This window comes from Halorubrum sp. CBA1125 (assembly GCF_009742825.1).
Classification (GTDB): Archaea; Halobacteriota; Halobacteria; order Halobacteriales; family Haloferacaceae; genus Halorubrum.
This window is the reverse complement of sequence record NZ_WPCE01000199.1, coordinates 1-4993: the sequence shown is the minus strand read 5'-3', so window position 1 is coordinate 4993 and position 4993 is coordinate 1. Positions and strand designations below refer to the sequence as shown.

Genomic DNA, 4993 nt, shown 5'->3' with positions numbered 1-4993 from the left:
CGAGGCGGCCGACGGCGAGGCCACCTTCGACCCGTTCGACCACGTCGTGTTGGGGAGCCGCGGGCGGACGGGGCTGTCGCGTATCGTGCTCGGCAGCGTCGCCGAGGGCGTGGTCCGCCGGGCCGAGGTCCCGGTGACGGTCGTCCGCTGAGGCTACTGGCCCGGTTCGGCCGAGCGCACCGAACTCAGTCCGTCTCCTGGGCGCGCTCGACCGAGACGATCTCGCCGACCATCGACCAGCTGTCCTCGTCCGGACCCGATCGCCCGAGGAGGATCCGCTCGTAGTCCTCCGAGGAGATAAGCCGGAAGTCGGCGTCGCGGTCGGCGTCCGTCCGGACGCCCTCGCCGCGGAACTCTCGCTGGAAGAACTCCGTCGACGAGAACTCGAAGACACCGGTCTCGCCGGTGTCGAGTTCGATCCGCACCGGTCGCGGCTGGACGTTGTGGATCTGCTTCGCGATGGGGTGGAGATCCGGCATGCCCGCGACTCGTCGCGGTGCGCAGATAAAAGCGCCGTCCCGGCAGACCGCCGTACTAAGTTAATACCTCTCGGCGCGTTGAGACATGGGATCAGCCATGATAACAGCGTCACTCAACTACCTCCGTGACGGCGACGACGTCGTCGTCACGACCGTGATCGGCGGTCTCCTGCTCCTCGCGAGCCCGCTCGTCGTTCCTTCGGTGCTCGTGCTCGGGTACCTCACCCGCGTCGTGCGACGGACCGCCGACGGCGACGACGTACCGCCCGTCTTCGAGACCTGGGCGGACCTCCTCGTCGATGGTCTGAAGGCGTTCGTCGTCACGTTCGTCTACTCGCTGCTGCCGCTCGCGATCGTCGCGGTCGCCGCCGTGTTGGGCGTCGGGGCGTTCGTCGTGGCACCGGGCGGCGGCGCCGGCAGCTTCATGGGATCCTTCGTCTTGGGAATCCTCGTGCTGCTCCTCGGGATCGCCGCCCTCGTCGTCTCGCTCGTCGGCCTCTACGTGACGCCCGCAGCGCTGGCCACCGTCGCCGACTCGGGACGCGTTGGCGACGGCTTCGCCCTCGGGACGCTCTGGAGCGTCGTCACGAAGCGGACGTACGCGACCGGCTGGCTCTCGGCGGTCGCGGTCGTCCTCGCGGGCGCCCTCGCCGTCGGCGTGCTCTCCGTGGTCCCCGTGCTGGGAACGATTGCCGGGGTCTTCGTGCAGTTCTACGCGTTCGTCGCCGCGGCCGCTATCCTCGGCTGGACCTGGACCGACGTGCGCCCGGTCGCGACCGAGGTGACCGAGCCGGATCCCGCGGAGCGCCCCGTGGTGTAGCGGATCCGGAGAGTGTCACACAACCGTTTTCATACCCGTTCTTCGCTTCATCGGCTCGTTCAATACAGAGAGTGTATCCATCACACCCACGTTGGTTCGGAGATGCTCTCAGCGTCCCGAGTCGGGTCGGGGTACTTCGGCGTCCATCCCAACAGATCGGCGGCCTTGGCATTCGAGAGCGCGGCCTGTCTCCCTTCCAGTTCGCACTCGTCGGGGAGCGCCCCACAGATCGCCTCGACGAGTTCCGCCGTTGGGCGACCGAGGTAGTTTTCGTCGGCGGCACAGAGGACCGCTTCGTGGCCCTCGTGTTCGCTGGCCAGAGCGGCTTCGACCATGCGAGCGACGTCACGCACGTCGACGTACGAGCCGAAGTTACCGCCGGTCACGTCCCTCGCGAGGTCGACGTTTTCTTCGGATGGCCGGGCTCGGGACCGGTCAGGACCGAAGATCGTGGCGGGCCTGATCGTCGTGACTGACACGTCGTCCCGCCGGGCGACCGTCCCGGCGATCTCTTCGCAACAGACCTTCGAGAGCCCGTAGGAGTCTTCCGGCCGGCATTCGTGCCGTTCGTCGATCGGAAGGTAGTCCGGCATCCACGCCGATTCCGCAAACAGCGCCCCATAGACCGCCTGCGAGGACGTCCAGACGAGGTCGATACCGGCTCGCCCGGCCGCCGTGAGCACGTTATACGTGCTCTTGGTGTTGTTCTCGAAGACGCGCGTGCCGGGATTGTAGACCGGGTCCGAGATCGCGGCCAGGTGAACGATCGCGTCCGGATCAACGTCGTGGACCAGTTCCCAGGTTGTCCCCTGGTCGGTCAGGTCGAGGGCCCAGAAATCGGCGTTCACTCGGTGTCCGGCCGGCCGGTCGAAATCGACGCCCACCACGTGCGTCCCGTCGTCGGCCAACCGATCGACGACCCAGGGGCCGATGTTCCCGAGCGCACCCGTTACGAGCACCACATTGACGTCGTAGTCGAACTCTGACATCTATGGCTCACCCCTCTACAGTTGTGTCACTATCCGTATAATCCTTGTTGCGAGGGACCCACACCCCTGAATACTCGTCTGGAAAGAACGTCTCGAACAGTAGCAGAGGCGCGCTGTGTACGCAGTACGGACTGAAGAACATACAACATGGTGAAAACAACTCCTCGTGACGTGTTCTGTGACGCTCTCGATCCGGGATATCGGTGATACGGTATCGACGGTTCAGAGTTGCCGCCATGCGGTCGGCTCCACCCGTGAGAATCGAACCGCGTCGAAAAGCCGCATCCCCGAACGACCGCAAAAAGTCCCGTAGACGGCCGCGTTACGCTTCGAGGACGTCGTCGTACTCGCCGGCGTCGACGCGGTCGTCGAACGTCCGGGCGTCCTCGCCCTCGATGGTGACGCCGAGGGAGGCGCAGGTGCCGCCGACCTCCTTGGCGGCGTTCTTCACGTCGTACGCGAGCAGGTCGCTCGACTTCTGCTCGGCGACCTTCTTCACCTGCTCGATCGACAGGTCCGCGACGAAGTTCTTCTGCGGCTCGCCGGAGCCGGTCTCGAAGCCGGCCTCGTCTTTGATTAGCTCGGCCGTCGGCGGGACGCCGACCTCGATGGTGAACGATCCGTCGTCCTCGTACTCGACGGTCACCGGGACTTCCATCCCGTCGAACGCGGCGGTCTCCTCGTTGATCCGGGACACGACGTCCTGAACGTCCACCGGCGTCGGGCCGAGCTCCGGACCGAGCGGCGGTCCGGGGTTGGCCTGCCCGCCGGGGACGAGCGCTTCGATAGTTCCAGCCATACCCGTACGAACCCGGCGGCGACTTTTAACGGTTGTTTTTTCGGGCAGGGGGCGCCAGCGGTTCGCATACGGCCGTCGACGGGTCAGACACCTCCAGACGACGGGGCAGGGTATCACGGAACTGTTCGCATAGCCGCGGGTATCCCAATCCGAGTCGGTCGAGACAATCGAAGCGACGAGATCCACTGTGCGGTCGGTGTCGCTGGCGACAAGGCTGGGGCTTTGGCGGTTGTTCTCCGGGGTCACGCGCAGTTCGTACCGCCGAGCGGCTGGGGCTTTGGGGACGTTCCGCGGCGACGACCTGCGTCGTGCCGAGCGGCTCGACCTCACTTGAAAACCTCACCTGAAACACCGATCAATCCTACGGATCCGAGTGACAATCACGCACATAACTATATCTCCTCACGAGTCCTATATGATCGTTGGTGATTCTAATGTCACAAGCAACTGCCACCAGAAACGTCGAGCTCCTTGAGGAGGGATACCGCGCGTTCAACGATACTGACATCGAGAGCGTCATGGCCATCATGTCCGAGGACATCGAGTGGACCGAACCCAGTGGCCTCCCGTTCAGCGGCACCCACCGTGGACCCGAGGCTATCGTCGAGAACGTCTTCACCCCCGTGATAGAGCAGTTCGAGGACCTCACACTCGAGGTAGACCGCTTCGTCGCCGACGGCGACACCGTCGTCGCTCTCGGGACCGCCAGAGGGCGGGGCCGCGAGACCGGCACGGACATCGACAATCCGTTCGCGCACGTCTACGACATTGAGGACGGGGAGATAACCCGGTTCGTCCAGTACACGAACACGTACCTCTGGCGGGATGCCATCGGCGCGTAAGCTCTGGTCCGATATCGATAGCGACACGCCCCCTCACCGTTTTTTCCGAACGGATCACACACGCAGGTTCGTGCCATTCCCTTCACGGCTCGGCGTGGGTCGTCTCCTCGGCGGCCGAGCCGTCCGCGTCACGCCCCGGGACGAACGTTCCCGTCTCCCGACGGACGCCGACGAGGAGCGCGATCCCCGCCGCCAGCGGGACCGCCGCACACGCCGCGTAGACCGGCGTGAACCCGACGGTCTCGACGAGCGGCAGCGACACCATCGGACCGAGCCCGCCGCCGACGTCGCCGAAGACGTTGTTGGTACCGGAGGCCCGTCCCATCCGTTCCTCCGGGGTCAGGTCGGCCAGCAGCGCCATCATCGGGCCGCTCGTCCCCCCTTGTCCCGCCCCGACGAAGACGCACGCGATCCCTAAGTCGAGCGTCGAGCCCGCCCGCGCCAGAAGGAGGAACCCGACGAACGAAACGACGAGGAACCCGAGGAGGATCGGCGTCCGCGACTCCCGGCCGTCGGAGGCACGGCCCCCGACGAACATGAACACGGTCGCGGAGACCACGGTGCCGGCCATGAACAGCCCGGAGGTCCCCTGCGGATCCAGCCCGAGGAGGGAGATGTCCTTCTCGCCCAAGAACAACACGAGCGTGGCGAACAGCGCCCCGATGTACGCGAACATCAGCCCGAAATTGACGAGCCCGACGGTCACCGCCGGGGTCGAGGTGTCGACGTCCCACGGCTTGACCGACTGCTTCTCGCCCTCGGTCGTCACGTGCGTCTCGGGGACGAGCCGGTACGCGACGAGGCTGGCGAGGAGCGCGAACGCGGCCGCGACGACGAACGCCGCGACGTTGCCGGCGAGCGCGGAGACGACGCCGCCGAGGACCAGCCCGGCGGGAAAACCCATCGTGATGCCGCCGCGGACGACCCCCATGTTGGTGCCCCGCGAGCCGCTGTCGGAGACGTCGGCGGCGATGGTGTAGGCGGTCGCGAACACCGCGGCCGAGCCGACGCCCCAGAGGACCCGTGCGAGGACGAACCAGGTCTCCGGGGCGACCGCGAACGCG

At 66.2% G+C, this 4993-nt stretch carries 7 protein-coding genes; 3 read left to right on the top strand and 4 right to left on the bottom strand.

The genetic code is table 11. The features are described from left to right. Positions 1-151, top strand: a 151-nt coding sequence (locus GJ633_RS13865) for a universal stress protein (protein ID WP_197431350.1), incomplete at its 5' end; no start/stop codon positions are given. 34 nt (positions 152-185) lie between these two features. On the opposite strand, the gene GJ633_RS13860 is transcribed toward GJ633_RS13865, so the two are convergent. Continuing rightward, positions 186-479, bottom strand: a complete 294-nt coding sequence (locus tag GJ633_RS13860) for a transcriptional regulator (protein WP_156589288.1) — start codon at positions 477-479, stop codon at positions 186-188. 97 nt (positions 480-576) lie between these two features. On the opposite strand from GJ633_RS13860, the gene GJ633_RS13855 reads away from it, so the two are divergent. Next, positions 577-1299, top strand: a complete 723-nt coding sequence (locus GJ633_RS13855; protein ID WP_156589287.1) for a DUF4013 domain-containing protein — start codon at positions 577-579, stop codon at positions 1297-1299. 80 nt (positions 1300-1379) lie between these two features. Here the strand turns inward: GJ633_RS13855 and GJ633_RS13850 are convergent, their stop codons facing one another. Then, positions 1380-2288 (bottom strand): NAD(P)-dependent oxidoreductase, encoded by a 909-nt coding sequence (locus GJ633_RS13850; RefSeq protein WP_156589286.1) that lies wholly within the window; start codon positions 2286-2288, stop codon positions 1380-1382. A 322-nt stretch (positions 2289-2610) separates the two neighbouring features. Beyond that, entirely contained in the window at positions 2611-3087 is a 477-nt protein-coding gene (locus GJ633_RS13845) for a 50S ribosomal protein L11 (RefSeq protein ID WP_156589285.1), read from the bottom strand. Between the two features lie 434 nt (positions 3088-3521). Here GJ633_RS13845 and GJ633_RS13840 point away from each other — a divergent pair, with 434 nt between their 5' ends. After that, the gene (locus GJ633_RS13840) at positions 3522-3929 is read left to right on the top strand and encodes a nuclear transport factor 2 family protein (RefSeq protein ID WP_156589284.1); all 408 of its coding nucleotides are present in this window, start codon (positions 3522-3524) and stop codon (positions 3927-3929) included. Between the two features lie 82 nt (positions 3930-4011). On the opposite strand, the gene GJ633_RS13835 is transcribed toward GJ633_RS13840, so the two are convergent. Then, positions 4012-4993 (bottom strand): MFS transporter (locus GJ633_RS13835; protein ID WP_156589283.1); only part of this gene is annotated, 982 nt, incomplete at its 5' end.

What these genes read in the sequence shown, in the direction of transcription:
- GJ633_RS13860 (WP_156589288.1), bottom strand. Translation starts at nt 479, where the DNA reads ATGCCGGATCTCCACCCCATCGCGAAGCAGATCCACAACGTCCAGCCG.
- GJ633_RS13855 (WP_156589287.1), top strand. Translation starts at nt 577, where the DNA reads ATGATAACAGCGTCACTCAACTACCTCCGTGACGGCGACGACGTCGTC.
- GJ633_RS13850 (WP_156589286.1), bottom strand. Translation starts at nt 2,288, where the DNA reads ATGTCAGAGTTCGACTACGACGTCAATGTGGTGCTCGTAACGGGTGCG.
- GJ633_RS13845 (WP_156589285.1), bottom strand. Translation starts at nt 3,087, where the DNA reads ATGGCTGGAACTATCGAAGCGCTCGTCCCCGGCGGGCAGGCCAACCCC.
- GJ633_RS13840 (WP_156589284.1), top strand. Translation starts at nt 3,522, where the DNA reads ATGTCACAAGCAACTGCCACCAGAAACGTCGAGCTCCTTGAGGAGGGA.